The sequence below is a fragment of the Deinococcus ficus genome (assembly GCF_003444775.1).
GTDB classification, from domain to species: Bacteria; Deinococcota; Deinococci; order Deinococcales; family Deinococcaceae; genus Deinococcus; species Deinococcus ficus.
Genome location: NZ_CP021082.1, coordinates 132,508 through 149,464 on the forward strand (window position 1 = coordinate 132,508; position 16,957 = coordinate 149,464).

8 protein-coding genes are annotated in these 16,957 nt (G+C 69.2%); 4 read left to right on the top strand and 4 right to left on the bottom strand.

Annotation, left to right across the window (positions count from 1 at the left end):
• Positions 1–6 precede the first annotated feature (6 nt).
• On the top strand, positions 7–2,757 hold the full coding sequence (locus DFI_RS14250; RefSeq protein ID WP_051308036.1) for an HD domain-containing phosphohydrolase: 2,751 nt from the start codon (positions 7–9) through the stop codon (positions 2,755–2,757).
• Between the two features lie 214 nt (positions 2,758–2,971).
• On the opposite strand, the gene DFI_RS14255 is transcribed toward DFI_RS14250, so the two are convergent.
• Positions 2,972–3,523: a P-loop NTPase family protein gene (locus tag DFI_RS14255; RefSeq protein ID WP_081425916.1), complete on the bottom strand. Its 552-nt coding sequence runs from the start codon at positions 3,521–3,523 to the stop codon at positions 2,972–2,974.
• A 222-nt stretch (positions 3,524–3,745) separates the two neighbouring features.
• Between DFI_RS14255 and DFI_RS14260 the strand changes: the two genes are divergently transcribed.
• The gene (locus DFI_RS14260) at positions 3,746–6,847 is read left to right on the top strand and encodes a YhgE/Pip domain-containing protein (RefSeq protein WP_051308037.1); all 3,102 of its coding nucleotides are present in this window, start codon (positions 3,746–3,748) and stop codon (positions 6,845–6,847) included.
• Positions 6,848–7,359: 512 nt separating this feature from the next.
• Here DFI_RS14260 and DFI_RS14265 read toward each other — a convergent pair.
• Positions 7,360–8,667, bottom strand: a complete 1,308-nt coding sequence (locus DFI_RS14265) for a glycosyltransferase (protein WP_051308040.1) — start codon at positions 8,665–8,667, stop codon at positions 7,360–7,362.
• Positions 8,664–9,248, bottom strand: a complete 585-nt coding sequence (locus tag DFI_RS14270) for a TetR/AcrR family transcriptional regulator (protein ID WP_027463648.1) — start codon at positions 9,246–9,248, stop codon at positions 8,664–8,666. Before DFI_RS14270 ends, DFI_RS14265 begins: the two co-directional genes overlap by 4 nt.
• Before the next feature lie 145 nt (positions 9,249–9,393).
• On the opposite strand from DFI_RS14270, the gene DFI_RS14275 reads away from it, so the two are divergent.
• Positions 9,394–11,805, top strand: coding sequence for an EAL domain-containing protein (locus DFI_RS14275; RefSeq protein WP_081425917.1), 2,412 nt, complete (start codon positions 9,394–9,396; stop codon positions 11,803–11,805).
• Positions 11,806–11,941: 136 nt separating this feature from the next.
• Here DFI_RS14275 and DFI_RS14280 read toward each other — a convergent pair whose 3' ends face one another.
• The gene (locus DFI_RS14280; protein WP_027463649.1) at positions 11,942–14,680 is read right to left on the bottom strand and encodes a GAF domain-containing protein; all 2,739 of its coding nucleotides are present in this window, start codon (positions 14,678–14,680) and stop codon (positions 11,942–11,944) included.
• Positions 14,681–14,908: 228 nt separating this feature from the next.
• On the opposite strand from DFI_RS14280, the gene DFI_RS14285 reads away from it, so the two are divergent.
• Positions 14,909–16,729: an ATP-binding protein gene (locus DFI_RS14285; RefSeq protein WP_051308042.1), complete on the top strand. Its 1,821-nt coding sequence runs from the start codon at positions 14,909–14,911 to the stop codon at positions 16,727–16,729.
• Positions 16,730–16,957 lie beyond the last annotated feature (228 nt).

Consider the following 16,957-nt stretch of genomic DNA (forward strand, 5'->3'; position numbering starts at 1 on the left):
GGAGACATGAACCCACCCACCCCTCCCTCCTCCGACGGCGCCCCCATTTCAGACCGGACCGTCCTTGACCGCCTGTTCGCGCATCACGCGGACCTGGTGATGATCGTGACGCCACGCGGTCAGGTGAAGTACCTCGGGCCGGCCGCGCGGCATGTCCTGCCGTCTGCCGCGCCCGGCGCCCAATTGAGAACGTGGATTCATCCTGAGGACCAGCTGGCCCTGGCCGGGGTCCTCGCGGCACTTCGTGGGGGAGAGGCGGCGACCCTGCCGGCCTTCCGCGTGACGCCGGACGGAAGGGCGTGGCGCTGGCTGAGCGGCACGGCTGCCCATCACGGCGAGGATCCGTTGATCGCGGGCGTGCTGCTCACCCTGCAGGACATCACCCTCACCGTTCGGGGGGCCAGCACTGGCGCCTCGGGACACACGGTCACCGCCGCGCTGGCCGGAGCGCTCTCGGCGGAGGAGGTCGCCCGGGCCGTGGTGGAGGACGCCACCACCACGCTCGGCGCGCAGGCCGGCATGATCGTGCTGCGCCGCGCGCCGCACCTGCCGCTCACTCCGGTGGGCGCCACCGGATACGACGGGGCTGTCTCCGCCCGCTGGCAGCAATTCCTGGATGCTGATCAATTGCACGAGGTCCGTGACGCCGCCAGCGGGCAGGGGCCGATCATCGTGACGGCCCACGACTGGCAGGTGCGCTACCCGAGCATGCCGCCCGGGCCGTACCCCCTCACGGCGCTGCTGCCCCTGCACAACGACGGCCACCAATTGGGCGTGCTGGCACTCAGCTTCACGCGCGTCCACCCGCTCACCCCTGGGGAGCTGGTGTTCATGCAGACGCTCGCTCGGCAGGGCGTGCAGGCGCTGCAGGGGGCGTTGCTGCACGAACAGCTCAAGGCCAGCGAAGCCCGGCATCAGAAACTCAATCGTTACGGCGCGGACCTTGTCAGCATCCTCGACCCGGGCGGGCAGTTGATCTTCACCACGGCCGCCACCAGCAAGATCCTCGGGTATCCCGAAGGGGACCTGGACAACCGGCCGGCGTTCGACTTCATTCACCCGGACGACCACGAGCTCGTCGCTCAAGCCCTGGGTGCCCTGGCCGATGGACGCGCCGAGCCTGTTCGGGCCACGTTCCGCTTCCGGCACCAGAGCGGCGAGTGGGTGTGGATCGAATCCATCGCGGCCAACCATTTCGACGATCCGGACATCGGCGGCATCCTCGTGAACTCCCGGGACGTGAGCGCCACCGTTCGCCTCGGGCAGGAACTTGCGAACCGCGAAACGGCCTTCCGGCACCTGTTTGAGCGCAACCCGCTGCCTATGTGGCTGTACGACCGGCAGACCCTGCGCGTCCTGGAAGTGAACAGCGCAGCGGTCGAAAAGTACGGCTACGCCCGCGAGGAGTTCCTCAACATGACCCTTCTGGAGTTCCGTCCCCCGGAGCAGAGTCAGTCGCTGCCCGGCATCATCCGCGCCATCGATCACGATGAGGTGAACAGCACCCCCGCGCGCCACGTGCTCCGGGACGGCACGTCCATCGACGTGGTCGTGCATGGCCGCAGCCTGAAGATCACTGAACGGGACGTTCGGCTGGTGGTGGTGGAGGACGTCACCGCGCAGCTCCAGGCCGAACGGCAGCTGCAGGCGCAGGTGCAGCGGTACCAGGCGCTGCTGGAACTCGCGGAAACCCTCGCCACGCAGCATGACCCGCTGGAACTGGCGCGGGAAGCGCTGGAACGCTGCGTGGACCTCACGGATTTCGCGGGCGGACTGTACATCCGCATCACCGGGCCGCGCATGGACGCCGTGCACGCCCACGGGCTCAAGGAGCCCCTGGTCACCTTCCTGAAAGCGGAACCTGGCCGCACCTCGTCGCTGGGCACGCTCGGGCCACCGCTCTTTGCCGGTCAGGCGCACTTCACCACCCTCGACGCAGCCAGGCTTCCCCCGCCCGTACTGGCCCTGCTCACCGAGTACCAGGGCGTCGCCGCGCTGCCTGTCATGGCACACGGGGAGCTGCTGGGCGCGTTCCTGCTGTTCAGCGAGTACGGGCAGGTCCGCGCGGACGCCCGCCGCCTGCTGGGCACCATCAGCGAGTACGCCGGCACCGCCATGGAACGCAGCCTGCACGTCACGCAACTCGACGCGTCCCGCGAGGAGACGCTGCGCGCACTGGGTCTGGTCCTGGAGTACCGCGATTACGAGACGGCAGGCCACACCGACCGGGTCGTGGCCCTCGCCGAACAGTTCGGCCGCCGCCTGAACCTCGCCGGACCCGACCTGGACGCGCTCCGGTGGGGCGCGTACCTGCACGACACAGGCAAGATCGCCATTCCCGACGACATCCTGCTCAAACCCGGCAAGCTGGACGCCACCGAATGGACCGCCATGAAACGCCACTCCGAAATCGGGCATGAACTGCTCCGGCACATTCCCACGTTGCCCGGCACCACCCTGGACGTCGTGCTGCACCACCACGAGCGCTGGGACGGAAGCGGGTACCCGCACGGCCTGGCAGGGGAGAGCATTCCGTTCGCGGCGCGCCTGTTCGCGTTCATCGACGTGTACGACGCCCTCACCGACGAACGGCCCTACAAACGCGCATGGTCTCACGAGGAAGCGCTCGCTGAAATTCAGCGGACCGCCGGGTCCCATTTCGATCCTGCACTGGCGAGTGTGTTCCTGACCCTCATGGACGAACTGGGACCGCGGGCCCGGACGCCGGATCCGTTCACGGATCTGCCTGAACTCTGAAGGGCGGAGGTCACCTGAGACTAAGGCGTGCCCAAACCCAGAATGGGGGCAGGGGCGACGGGACCACCGAGAGCCCCTGTGTTGAACGCTGCCCGCACCTGCCGTTTCGCTACCTCGTGCGGGGCGGCCAGGTCCGGTTAACTCGCAACCCCAGGAGTGCAGGTGGCTAGGGCATGACCGCCGACCTCCATCGCCCCTCTCCGGCCCACTGTGCTCAGCTGGTGATGCACGCCGCAATGCGTTGTGCAGCTTCGACAGGTGGCGCCGCGCCCGTGTCGATCACCAGGGCGCCCGGGTGGGGTTCCAGCATGCCCCGTGCCTCCAGGACCTGCCGGAGCTGAGCGGGGTCACGGAGTTTCGCCCGATCACGGCGGTCCGGGAGTGCCACCCGGCGCGCGAGTTCCTCCACTTCACACTGCAGCCACACCGGAACGTACCGCGCCTGGCGGTCCACCGCCACGGCACGAATCTGCTCTGCCGCCGCCGCTCCCGCCGCATCCCCGGCATGGTGAGCGGTGAAGATCTGGCTCACCTCTCCGGGGGCCATTCGGGCAGCCTGCAATCCCAGTGCCCACACCTGCGTCCCCAGCGCCTGCAGTTCAGGCGGGATCGGCCGGAGTCCGTCGGCGCCGTACGGCCGGTACACGGCGTCCCGGAAGAGGTGATTGTCCAGCAGCACCGCCCCGGTCAGGGCGGCCAGGTGGAGTCCGACCGTCCGTTTGCCACTGCCGGGCGGGCCGATCAGATGAAAGACCGTGGGGGACACCCTTTCAGGATATCGGGCTGAGACCGGCGGCGCCTTGCAGGACCGGTTCGCGCGGTGGTCGGCCCTGAGCCTTCGAGGTGGCGGGTTGGGGAGCCGGGCAGCTGAAGCCATGTTCCACACCAATCCTTTTTTCTGACTTTCCGTCACTTGACAGATTGACAGTAGGGATCGATACTGCCCTCACTCTGGAAGGCGTCGGCCTTGCCGGAGAGGAGCCCCCACATGTCCCTGAAGCGTGACTACACCGTCCTGACCCCAGCCGAACGCAGCCTGTGGCACCACCCCATGATGTGGCTCTCCGCCGCCGCCATCGCCGCCACCCCACTGCTCTACGCCACCGTCTACCTCTCCAGCAGCTACGACCCTTACGGGAACCTCCAGCATCTGCCCGTCGCCTTCGTGAACCTCGACCAGGGCACCGACTACCGGGGCACGCACTACGAACTCGGCCAGGAAGTCAGCGACACCCTCCAGGACGACCCCAAGTTCAAGTTCGTGCACTTCGAAACCGAACAGGAAGCGCAGGCCGCCGTGCGGCGCGGCGACGTGTACTTCTCCCTCACCCTCCCTGCGAACTTCAGCCGGAAATCCCTGGCCGGCAGCAGCAGTGAACACGGCCTGCTGAACCTCTACGTCTCCGAGGGCGCCAATTACTTCGCCAGCCGCGTCGCCAGCAGTTTCGGGACCACGCTCGCCGAGAACCTCAACAAGACCCTGGGCGAAAACCGCTGGGAAGCCGTGCAGAACTCCCTGGCCGACGTGCAGCAGGGATTCAAGGACATCCGCATCGCCACCAGGAAGCTGCGTGATGGGGCCGAGGACCTCCGAACCGGAACCGTCAGGCTGCATGACGGCGCCAGCACCCTGGCCGGCGGGACGCAGCAGGCCGCCAGCGGCGCGAAGCAGCTCACCGCCGGGGCACGCGACCTCGCCAGCGGCGTGAACCGCCTTACCGACGGCAGCGCCAGGCTCGGAAGCGGACTGAGGCAGCTGGAGGCTGCCGCACCGGGAACAAGCCAGCTGGCTCCCCTGCAAAGTGGCGCGGCGAAGCTCAAGGACGGCTCGAGGACCCTGGCCGGCGGACTGAAGCAACTCACCACCGGGGCCGACCAGCTGGCCGCCGGCACGAAGGCAGCCCACAGTGGCGCGCAGCAGGTGTCTTCCGGCAACCAACAGCTGGCGGCTCAGCTCCCCCAGTTACAGACCGGGCTGGGGCAGCTGTCGGACGGAGCCGCTCAGCTTTCGGCCGGCGCGAACCGCGCGAACAGCGGCGCGCGTCAGGTGGCGCAGGGCAACGCCCAGCTCGCCGCCCAGTTGCCGCAACTGCAGTCCGGGCTGGGACAGCTCGCCGACGGCGCGGCCGAGCTGTCCAGCGGCGCACAATCGGCCAACCAGGGTGCCCGGCAGCTCGCCCAGGGCAACCAGCAGCTCGCCAGTCAGCTCCCGGACCTTCAAAGCGGCCTGGGGCAACTCGCCGGAGGCGCCACTCAACTGGCCAGCGGCGCGAAGGCCGCGAATGCAGGTGCGCAACAGCTGGCCGCAGGCAGCCAGAAGCTCGCCACCCAGCTGCCGCAACTGCAGGCCGGGCTGAACCAGGCGAAGACCGGGGCCGTCAACCTGGGCAGCGCCGCCGCCCAGCTGGCGGCCGGAGCGCGCCAGCTTGACGACCAGGTCAAGGGCAATGCGCTGGCGCCCGCCACGCTGAAAACCGGGGCGGCGCAGATCAGTCAGGGCGCGGCTGCCGTGAAAGGCGGCACGGACGCGCTGGTCAGCGGCCTGACCGACCTGGGGGGCGGCTCCGGAACGGCCGTCACGGGCGCGACGCAGCTCAGTGGCGGCGCTGCCCGCCTGGCCGACGCCACCGCGCAACTGGAAACGGGCGCGACCACCCTCGCCGGGAAACTCAAGGAGGCGCAGGCTGGGAGTGCTTCGGCCGTGGCCGGCGCCCGGCAACTCGGGACCGGGGCCACCCGGCTGGCCGAGGGGACGGCAAAACTCGAAGCGGGCGCCGGTATCCTCACGAGCAAACTGCGCGAGGCGCAGGCGGGCAGTCAGGCCGCGGTGGACGGGGCGAAAAGCCTCGCGACCGGCAGCCGGACGCTGGCCGGCGGTACCGCGCAACTTCAGGAGGGCGCAGAGACCCTCGCCGCGAACCTGAAGAAAGCCGAGACGGGCGCCGGCACCGCGGCCGCGGGTGCCCGGCAGCTCGCGAGCGGCAGCCAGAAGGTCGCGGGAGGCACCGCGCAGCTCCAGACGGGCAGCGCCACCCTGGCCCGGAAAACCAGGGAAGCCGCCCAGGGCGCCCAGGCCCTCGCCAGCGGCGCGGCCCAGCTGCAGGGCGGCGTGGACCAGCTGGTGCAGGGCAACCTGAAGATCAAGGGCGCGCTGGGCACCATCACCGGTCAACTTCCGGCCCAGGAGGACCTGGACCGGCTCGGCAGCGGCGCAAGCACCCTCGCGCAGAAAACCGGGGACCTCAGCCAGGGCCTCGACCAGCTGAGCAGCGGAGCGGCACAACTGAATCAGGGCTCTGTGTCTTTGCAGGACGGGGCGACAAGACTGCACGACGGCCTGAGCGAGCTGTATTCCAGACTGCCGGAGGATGTGGAAACCCTCGGCGGTGACCCCGAGGGCCTGAGCGCCAGCGTGCAGACCAACGTGCAGACCTTCGCCGCCGCTCCGAACAACGGCACGGCCTTCGCGCCGTACTTCATGGCGCTGGCGCTGTGGGTGGGCGTCACCATGACCACCTTCATTTTCCCCTACCAGCAGCTTCCCCTGAGCGGCCTGCGCACCAGTCAGGTGGCGCGGATGCTGCGCAAGGCAGCGGTGCCCGCCCTGCTGGTCACCGTTCAGGCAATCGGGGTCGTGGTCGCCGTTCACCTGCTGGGCGTGCACTACCTGCACCCGGCCCAGGTGCTCGCCACCGCCGTGCTGTCCAGCCTGGCGTTCCTGGCGCTGGTGCTGGCCCTGATCTTCCTGTTCGGTGCGGCGGGGCGGCTGTTCGCGCTGATCCTGCTGATCGTGCAACTCGCCGCGTCCGGCGGCAGCTACCCGGTCGAAACCGCGCCGCAGGCGTTCCAGGCCATCCACAACTGGGCACCGGTCACGCAGTCCGTATATGCCCTGCGTCACGCCGTCACTGGGGCCTACGAGGGCCAGTACCCCCGGCTGATGCTGTACCTGCTGAGCATGGGGGTGGTTGCCGGACTGCTGGGCCTGCTCGGCACGCGACGCTGGGAATTCGTGAAGGACGAGGACTTCAAACCCCTGGTCTCCAGTCCGATCGTCTCCTCCTTCGAGCACACCGAGCCGCCCGCCTGAACCCTTTGAACCCTTGCGGAAAGGAAGGGGCACTTCGGTGCCCCTGATTGGTCATGAAGGCACGCGACGTTGCCCCGGACCTCCAGGCGCCTGGCCTGGTCGGGCCGCCGGTGATGGTGTCCGCCTGGCTTCGAGCAGGCGTGCGGCGGGCCTCCTGACAAGGGCTGACGACGGCCCCGCCCCCTCGTCAGCTCGGAACCCTGCTTTACAGCCCTCCGGAACGAAGGGGGAGAGGACCATCATCCCGGCAGGGATGCGGTGATCGCCCCGGCTTCCCGCGGCGGTTCTGGCCCTGTGCCGTCCCAGTACCGGGCGGGCATTCGCCGGACCGGACGGGAGCGAATCGGAACCTTCCGAGTGCCGTTCTGGTGGGCGGCTTCACCGGGCTCGGCTCCGATGGTCCCGGTTCACCCGCCGCGTGGCCAGCATATTCTGAACGTGCTTCCTTCCCGCCTGCAGCCCAGCGCCGCGTGCAACGTGGGCGTGGAGGTCACGCGCGGTCGGGACAGGCGCTAGCGCCGGACGCCGGAGACCGCGGAGCTGGCGCGGGGACCCAGTGCCCGTCCGAACTGCTCGACGGCGCGGACGGCCTGGGCAGGGCCGTCCTCCTGGCGAAGGTGCTGACCGAGTTGCGCGGCATTCCTCCGGAGCTGCTCATCGCTGGTGACGGCTTCGATGATCCGGGAGAGCCGGTCGGCCGTCAGCGTGCGGCGGGGGGCCGGAGCGGGGCCGACCCCGAGCTCGTGCACCCTGCGTCCCCAATACGGCTGGTCCCCGAAGAAGGGCACCACGGCGCCCGGCACGCCGGCCCTCAGCCCGGCCGCGGTGGTGCCGGCCCCCCCGTGGTGAATGACGCCGGCCATGCGGGGAAACAACCAGGTGTGCGCGACCGGGCCGCTCACGAAGGCGCCTTCCGGGGCTCCGCCGTTCAGGATGCCGCCCCAGCCGCTCAGGAGCACGGCGCGCTGCCCGGTGCGGCGCAGGGCCGTCAGGACGAGCTCCGCCGTCTGCGCCGGGTCAGTGTTACCCATGCTGCCGAACCCGATGGAGACCGGGGGCGGTCCCTCGTCCAGAAAGGCCTGCAGGGCGCCGGGCGGTTGGTAGTCCGGCGCGTGATCCAGCGTCCAGAACCCGGTCAGGTGAACGTGGGCCGGCCAGTCACCCGGGCGGCGCAGCACGCGGGGGCTGATGCCGTACAGCACCGGGGGGGTGACGTGCCCTTTCCAGCCGGTGGAGCCCGTCAATGGGGCAGGGGGAAGATTCAGGACGGCGTGTCGGGCCACGGCGTCGGCCCGGCGGTAGCCCTGGCACATCGCCTGCCGGAAGGCATGGTGGGTGAGAAGGTTGACCCCGCCCCCCAGGCGACCCAGCCAGGCCGGCACCAGAGGCGCGGGAAATTCGCGGGTGGGGGTGAACGGCACGACGTGCGCCTCGATCACTGGAATGCGGAGGTGCTCTGAAAGCGCCCTGGCCTGGTGAAGTCCTCCGATGCCGCAGGCCAGCAGGTCGCGGTCGTGCAGGGCGGCCAGGGCGGTGCGCAGCCAGCCGACGGCGTACTCCTGAATCAGGCGGCTGGTGTAGGCGTTGATTTTCAGAAAGTTGCCCCGGCGCAGCAGTTCGCGCAGTTCAGGGGACTGCATGGCCTCCTGCACGTTGCCTTGCACCTCGGTCACGTCGATTCCGAGCTTCCGCCCGGTGATGGCGTAGCCGTGGTGGGTGACGAGCTTCACGTCGTGGCCGGCCCGAACGAGGGCCGCGCCGAGCGCGAGGTAGGGCTGCACGTCGCCCTGGGTGCCGAAGGCCAGCATCCCGACCTTCATGCCAGTCCCCCCACGAGCAGATCGGCCAGGCGGTCCGGGAGCACGGCCCAGGTCTCCTGGAGCTCTTCGTCTCCCAGGGCGGCCTGGAGGAGCAGACCCAGCACCAGGCTGGACAGCAGCCGGACGGTGTCCTCGGGGTCGGCCCGCAGGTCGCCGCGGCGGCGCAGCACCTCAACCGTCCCGGCCAGCATGGGGGTCAGCAGTCCGGTCCGGAAGGCGGAGGCGAGGTCGCGGTTGATCAGGGCCTCGGACAGCACCACGCGCACGAGTTCGTAATTCTCACCTCTGAGCGACTGCAGGGGCTGGTCAAGCATTTCCCGCAGGAGCTCTCGCAGGTGCAGTCCGGTGAGGGCGGCCGGGTTGAGGGCCGGCTCCGCCGCCTCGGTCATCTGGGTGAACAGGCCCAGCAGCAGGGCGTACTTGTTCTGGAAGTGGTTGTAGATCGTGCCGTCGGCCACCCCGGCGGCCCGGGCGACGTCCCGGACGGTGGTGGCGTGGTAGCCCTTTTCGGCGAAAGTGCGTGCGGCGGCGTTGAGAATGTGTGTCCTTTTCGTGGTGGTGAGTTTGTCCTGCAGGGTCATAGAGGGTCTCCGGGCGAAAGTGAATGGTCATTCAGTTGAATGAATGGTCATTCATACCCTAACACGACGCTCCAGGATGACCTCCCCCCCCGAGCCGCCCTACTCATGGCTTCCCCATGTCAGCCTGGGTGATCTATCGTCCGGTGTGCTGCAAAACTCCAGGTTCCCCGCGGAACCCTCTTCTCCCTGGCAAGCGAGGCTGGACGCAGCGGAACGCCGCATTCCCACCGATTCCCTGCAGGCGACCGTTCTGCTCCAGGGCATCTACCAGTTTGTGCAGGAGCAGGAAGACCTGCGCGGCCAGGCCCGCTCGCTGACACTGCTTGGAGGCGCGTTCCTCACCCGCGGAGACCTCCCGGCGGCCCGGGAGGCCTTCACTCAAAGCCGCGACACTGCCCTGAACGTCGGTGACGGCATTACGGAGGCCCGGGCCCTGAACGGCCTGGGCCTCGTCGCCCGTGCGCACGGCCAGTACGGGGAGGCGATGGAGCATCACCTCGCCAGCCTGCACCTCGCCCAGGCGCACGAGGATGACGCCGGGCAGGCCCGCACGCTCGGGAACATCGGGGCGATCCAGTCGGACCTCGGGGATCACGAACTGGCGCTGCAGACGTTCCGCGAGATGCGCCTGCTGGCCCAGCGGGCCGGTCATGTGACCCTGCAGTCCGCCGCGGGCGTCAACGTCGTGTTCGCCCTGCACGAACTCGGCCGGCACGAGGAGGTCCTGGAAACCGCCTCGGCCTACCTGCCCTTCATCCAGGCCCAGGGCCTGACCCAGCATGAACTGGTGCTGCAGGTCAACGTCATGGCCAGCCTGACCGCCACGGGCCGCGCGGCTCGGGCCGCCCTCCTCGGGGACCACGTGCTGGCACTCGCGGAGCAGTCTGCCACCCGCGAGCAGTTGACGCACTGCCGCCTCACCCACGGGCACGCCCTGCTGGAGAGCGGTCAGCTGGACGTGGCGGAGGCGCTGCTCGAGCAGGCGCTCGCGGCCGCGCGCAGTGACCGCCGCGCCCCGCAGGAGCGCCTCGCCCTCGGCCACCTCAGTGATCTGCACGCCCGGCGGGGGGAGTGGGAGCGGGCCTACACGCTCGTCAAGGAAGCGCAGGCGCTGGACGACACGCGGCGCGTGCAGGACTTTGACCGCAGGGCCCGGGTGCTCAGCGTGCAGCTGCACAGCGAGATGCTCGCCCGGGACGCGCGGGCAGAACAGGATCAGAGCGCGGCGTATGCGCGAATGGCGGAAGAATTCACCACGGCGCAACAGCACCTCACCGACCAGGCCCGCCTGGACCTCCTGACGGGCCTGCCGGGCCGCGCACAGTTCCAGGCGGAACTCGACCGCCGCCTTGGCGAGGCGGGGGGCACGCCCCTCGCCGTGCTGTTCATCGACCTGGACCACTTCAAGGCCGTGAACGACGCCCTCGGCCATGACGTCGGGGACCGCCTGCTGCAGCAGGTCGCCCGCCGCCTGCAGGCCGCGGTGCCCGGCAGCGGGATGGTGGCCCGCACGGGCGGCGACGAATTCACCGTGACCCTTGGGGAGCTGAGTGACCCCAGGGCCGCCGAACGTCTCTCCCAACTCCTGTTGACCAGCCTGGCCGCGCCCTTCGACGTGGACGGGCACACCCTTCACGTCACCGCCTCGATCGGTGTGGCCCTCGCCCCGCGGGACGGCCAGGACGTGACCGCCCTGCAGAAGCACACCGACATCGCCATGTACCGTGCCAAGCAGGCCGGACGGAACAGCGTCCGGACGTACGAGCCGAGCATGGGGAGCGAAACCGCGCAGCGCCTGGCCCTGGAGCGGGACCTGCGCGCCGCGCTGGCCACGGGTGAGCTCCTCGTGCACTACCAGCCGGTGTTCGGGGCCGTGAGTGGGCAGCCCCACGGGTGCGAGGCCCTGGTCCGCTGGGCCCGTCCCGAGCAGGGATTGATCCCACCGGGGCAGTTCATCCCGGTGGCGGAGGAATCGGGGCTTATCGTGCCGCTCGGCACGTGGGTGCTGCGCGAGGCGTGCCGTCAGGCCGCCGAATGGCAGACCGGGGACAGGGCCGTGGAGATGAGTGTGAACGTCAGTGCGCGGCAGTTCGAGCAGCCGGACTTCCTGACCATCGTCCGGGACGCCCTGGCAGAAAGCGGCCTGGACCCGCGCCTGCTCATCCTGGAACTCACCGAAAGCGTCGTGCTGCGCAACCCGGACGCCGCCATCACGCTGCTCAAGGACCTGCGGGACCTGGGCGTGCGCCTGGCGCTGGACGACTTCGGCACCGGGTACAGCAGCCTGAGCCTGCTGCGGTCACTTCCCATCGACACGCTGAAAATCGACCGCTCGTTCGTCCAGGGCGACCGTGCCGAGGTGATGGTGGGCGCGATCGTCTCCCTCGCGCACGCCTTCGGCCTCCACGTCGTCGCCGAGGGGGTGGAGACCGCAGCGCAACTCGACCTTGTTCAGTCGCTGAACTGCGACGGGGTGCAGGGCTACCTGCTCGCCCGTCCATCCCCGGCCAGTGAGGCGCGGCTCATCCTGAGCGGCTCGCCGGACCCGGCCCGTTAGTCACCCAGACGACGCCGGAACGCCCAGGTGAACACGCTCCTCTTCCAGGGCCTGATCGTGGAGAGGCCCGGGGCTCTTCCCCACGCTGTTCTGTCTACCCGACCCGCTCACAGTCCCCGGCAGTGTTGACACCGCTTTAGCCGGGAACAGCGCCCGCGGACCTGAGGGTGAACTTCACGGTCGTTCCCGATCCCACCTCGGATTCCAGCCAGACCCGGCCACCGTGGCGTTCGATGACCTTGCGGACGATGGAGAGGCCGAGGCCGGTGCCCTCGTACTCCTCGCGGGTGTGCAGGCGCTGGAACATGCCGAACACCCGGTCGAGGTACCCGGCCTCGATGCCGATACCGTTGTCCTGCACGCGGAACAGCCAGTCCCCTCCGTCGGCCTCCGCACTGATGGAGATCTCGGGTGTGACGTCCGGACGGTGGAATTTGATGCCGTTGCCGATCAGGTTCTGGAACACCTGCGTGAGCTCCCGCAGATCCCCGGCCACCTCGGGCAATGGGTGAACGTGCACCCGCGCGCCCGTGGTCTCGATCAGACCCTGGAGCCCGCTCAGGGCCCCCTGAACCGCGTCACCGGCGAACAGCGGACGAAGCGGGTCCTGAACGGTGTTCAGGCGCGAGAAGACCAGCAGATCGTCAATCAGGCCCTTCATGCGCCCGGCGCCGCTGACCACGAACCCCAGGTACCTCCGGCCCGAGTCGTCGAGCTGCGTTCCGTACCGGCGGTCCAGCAGCTGGGTGAAGCTGGTGATGGTCCGCAGGGGCTCCTGCAGGTCGTGTGACGCCACGAAAGCGAAGCGTTCCAGCTCGGCATTGCTGCGCTTCAGGGAGGCGTTGGCCGCTTCCAGTTCGTCACGCTGGCGCTGCAGCTCTGCCGCGATCTCCGTGCGCTGCAGCGCCAGGGCCATGGTCTGCGCGGCGCGGCGCAGCAGGTCCTGCTGGCCCGGCGTCCACGCGCCGGCCTGGGCAGGACGCCACGCGACCAGACCACCCTTCACTTCCCCGCCCTGCGTGAGGATCGGCTCCACGGCCAGGGCGTACTCCTCCAGCCCGGGCACGCTGCGGGCGTCCTCCGCATACGAGTCCAGGTAGATGGCCTCGCCCTGGTCCACGACGCTTTTCAGGATCGGCGTGTCCTCGAGCCTGAGGGCCGGCTGGGCCAGCTGCCGGCTGACCAGCGGGGGCGGGTCCCCCCAGGTGGTGCGGGGCAGCAGGGCATGGTCGGCCACCGGGGCGACGATCATGCAGCTCGCCCCCAGTTCCTTCCCGATGGTTTCCAGCGTGATTCGGGCGACCTCCTCCGGCGAGGTGCTGCGCTGCAGCGCGTCCCCGAGCAACGCGAGCACTTCCGCCTGACGCCGCGCCGCGTGAAGGTGCTGCGTGCGGACCGCCACCTTCTCCTCCAGCGTGGCGTTCATGGCCCGCAGGGCCTGCTCCGCTTCAATCTGCGCCGTGATGTCGGTCGAAACGCCGACCCACTCGCGCACCTGACCGCCCGCCTCCAGGACGGGAACGGCGCGGGAGTGGAAAGTGCGGTACTCCCCGCTCCGCACCCGGATGCGGTGCTGCAGTTCGTACACGGCCCGCTGCTCCGTGGCGGCCAGCCAGGCGCGGACACTTCTGCCCCGGTCGTCCGGGTGAATGCGCTCCGCCCAGCCCACCCCGTGGAACTGTTCGGGGGTCTGACCGGTCAGCGCGACCCAGCCGGGTTGCTCGCCGTGCAGTTCCCCTTTCACGTCTGCCGTCCAGACCGTCTGCGTGGTGGCATCGACCAGGGAGCGGTAGCGTTCCTCGCTCCGCACGGACGCCTGATGCTGCGTGGCGTTCAGGAGCGCGGCCGACGCGCGTTTCGCGAGCTCCTGTGCGAGTTGAAGATCGTCCGCCCCATACGCCCGGCCGAGGTGGCTGCTGGCGAGCCCCAACACACCGATGGGACCCTGCGGAGACGGCAGCGGAACGGAGATCACGGAGTGCAGCCCCATCGACCGGATCGCCTCGCGCTGCGCTTCCTCAGGCAGCGCGTCGATGGCCGCCTCCGGCACGACCGGCACCAGGACCGGCTCCCCGGTGCGCATGATCCAGCCGTTCGACCCTGGCCGCTCCGGGTCTTCCTGGTAGCGGCCGATGTACCACCTCAGCAGATCGATCTTCCCGGGGTCCTGATGCGCCACCGCTTCCGGCCACATCCGGCCATCGCCGTCCGGCAGGTACACGACACACCAGTCCGCCACGTGTTCGATGGCGAGGCGCGTGAGGTGGTCTAGCGTGGCCGGCACGTCCAGCGAGGCGGCCAGCACCTCGCTGGCCAGACTCAGGAGCTGAGCGCGTTCCCGGGCGTAATGCTCGTCGTCGTACTGACGGCCGCGGCACAGTGCGAGGGCGCAGTCCTCGAAAAGTGCCTGCAGGAACTGCTGCCGCTCTGGGGAGATGGCGTCCTCGTGGGTGAACGACAGGGTGACGGCGGACAGCACCTGCCCACGGGCGACCAGGGGAAGCACAGCGACGGCACGCGTCTCCGGCTGCAGCAGGCCGTGCATCGCCGGGTAGTCCCGCTCGATGTCCTGCGCGGAAGCGAAGACCGGTGCCTGACGGGCAATGGCGTCCGCCACCGCGAACCCACGATCGGCCGGGAACTGCTGCCAGACCTCCGTTAAGGGCACCTGGTAGCCGTGCGAGCCCACCATCACCAGCGTGTCGGCGTCGACCACCTTGATCAGGCTGCCGGCGCAGGCGCCACTGGCAGGTATGGCGTGCTCCAGAATGACGCGCTTCACGTCACCGGCCGTGAGGGCCGTGGCGAGCAGGCGGTTCAGGGTCAGGAGCGGTGAATCGGCACCGGCAGCGGGACCGGTCTGGGCGTTGAGCACGCGTCATTCTAGGCCGCGGGGTGACGACCCCTGCCGGGCGTGAAGGTTCCATGGCAGGTAGGCCCACCCAAGGCAAGGGAAGTGTCCCGTGTAGAGCCTTCGCAGGGAGCCCTGCAGGGCCAAACGGGCGCCATGGTGCCCGTTCGGCGCCGCCTGGAAGCGGGCTCGGCCGCGCTGGGTGAAGCGTCCGCCAACGGCCCGCAGACAAACCAGCGGTTATGTTGAGGCATGACTTCTCTGCCCGGCTCCGATCTGGAGCTCGTCGCACCACTGGCAGAGCGCCTTCAGCACATCACCGACGCCCTCGCTGCCACCAGCACGGTGCAGGAGGTCATCGAAACGGTGCTTGCCCCGGCCCTCGCCGCGCTTGGGGCGGACGCCGGGACCGTGCTGCTGGTGAACCAGCCCGATCAGCCACTGAAGATCACAGGCCGCCGGGGCGCGGACGGCGAGACGATCGCCGTCCCGCAGGAGAGCGCCAGCGAAGACCACGTCCTGATCGCCGACATCCTGCGCCTGCGTGAGGCGCAGTACTTCGAGGACGCCGGCGCGTTAAGGGATGCCTACCCGGAACTCGAACGCCGCACCCGGGACCTGGAGGCCATTGCCAACGCCGCGCTGCCGATGTTCCTCGACGACCGGCCCTTCGGGGTCATCGTGCTCGACTTCGCCGCACCCCATCATTTCTCGCCCGAGGAGCGGCGGTTCCTCCGGATCCTGTCCGCCCAGTGCGCCATTGCCCTGGGCCGCGCAGAGGCGATCAGTAGACTGGAAGCCCACGTTCACGAGCGCACCCGGCAGCTGGAGGACCAGACCCGGCAGCTCGAGGAAGAACGCGCCGCTCAGGCGGCCTTCGTGGCGTTCACCGAGGCGGTGGGCAGCGAAACGAACCTCTCCCAGCTGGTGGGTCAGGCCATCACCCTGCTGCACGAGACCTGTGACGTGGAAGCCGCCTACTTCGAGCGGGACGGCGACCTGTTCCGCGCCAGCGTCTGGAGCCCCTCAGCCGATCCCGCCCTGCTGCCCCTGCTGCAACGCGGTTTTCCACTGCAGCACTCCAGCATCGCCAGGGGCCTTCAACAGAACACCGCCACCTTCATCGACCACTGGCGCGACTCCGGACTGCTGATTCCGGAATCCGGGATCTACCAGGCGGCCGCCGGGTACCCGTACTTCAAGGACGAAACGCTGGAGAGCGTTCTGATGATCGGCTCCCAGACCTCGGCCGTCTGGGATGAGCGCAGCAAAGGAATCTTCCGCGCGGTCGGCCGCAGTCTGGACCTGGCCCTCGACCGGGCGCGGCAGACCCGCACCGTGACCGTACAACGCGACGCGCTCGACCTTCGCACCCGGGAACTCGCCGAGTCGACGGCGGAACTGCAGGCGTTCTCGTACTCGGTGTCACACGACCTGCGGACCCCGGTGCGGCACATGATCGGCTTTCTCGAACTGGCGCGCAAAGCTCTGGACGGCCGGCTCGACGAGCGTAGCGCCCGCTACCTCGACGTCGTCGAACAGTCGGGGCGGCAGATGAACACCCTGATCGATGGGCTGCTCGACCTGTCGAACGCCGCCCAGCGGACCCTGCAGCCCAGCTTGGTCGACCTGAATCAACTCATGGCCCGGATTCAGACGACCCTGCTTCCCGATCTGCTGACCCGGAACGTCGCCTGGGAAGTGACTGACCTGCCCCAGGTGTGGGGTGACCAGGAGGCGTTGAGTCAGGTGCTGACCCAGTTGACGGAGAACGCATTGAAATTCACGCAGAGCCGCGACCCGGCCAGCATCCGCATCTGGGCAGAAGACCTGGGCGGCGCGTGGAAGGTCAGCGTGAGAGACAACGGCCTGGGCTTCGATCCGCGGTATCAGGACCGCTTATTCAACCTGTTTCAGCGGCTGCACCGGGCCGATGAGGTCAGCGGGACCGGTGTGGGGCTGGCCAGTGTCCGCCGCCTGATCCTGAAACACGGCGGCCAGGTGTTCGCCGAGGGCCGCCCCGGCGAGGGCGCCACCTTCGGCTTCACGCTGCCCAAAGGGCACGTTGCCTGAACGAGGGGGAACGCAGTGCACATCCCGGGTCACGCCTTTGGGCCGCGGTGGCTACGGCGCTTGGCGGGTCCGCACCCTGGGCGGTCAGTCAGGGGGTACTCGCCGGGTCGTCCTCGCTCTCAGGAATCAAGCACCCGCTCTCCCCAGGCCAGTCTGGGAGACGTGGAGAGGCCGTTCAGGGCGGCGCATCCCACGTTGGCCCGGGGTGGACGTGACACGGCCCTGCGC